This is a genomic window from Shewanella sp. S1-49-MNA-CIBAN-0167, assembly GCF_040310145.1.
Lineage (GTDB): Bacteria > Pseudomonadota > Gammaproteobacteria > Enterobacterales > Shewanellaceae > Shewanella > Shewanella psychromarinicola.
Genome location: NZ_JBEOPO010000365.1, coordinates 1 through 257 on the forward strand (window position 1 = coordinate 1; position 257 = coordinate 257).

Genomic DNA, 257 nt, shown 5'->3' on the forward strand with positions numbered 1-257 from the left:
GTACGTAAGTCTTCGGCGTTATACGCCGTACCATCACTTTTTAACGCATCGGGTTTTGCATGCACGCTATAGGTAAATATTTCACCTAAACCACTGGCAATAGGTCCAAGGTTTGGCTCAACATTATTAGGTAAATCGGCGCGAATACTTTGAATACGCTCACCAATTTGTTGACGTGCCCAATAAATATCGGTGCCTTCATCAAAAATAATGGTTACTTGAGAAAGCCCATAGCGAGAAAGCGAACGGGTATAATC

Annotated in this window: 1 protein-coding gene; it reads right to left on the minus strand. The window is 42.4% G+C overall.

All coding sequences use genetic code 11. The features are described from left to right. Positions 1 to 257, minus strand: a 257-nt coding sequence (locus tag AAEZ00_RS21645) for an efflux RND transporter permease subunit (protein ID WP_351090027.1), incomplete at both ends; no start/stop codon positions are given.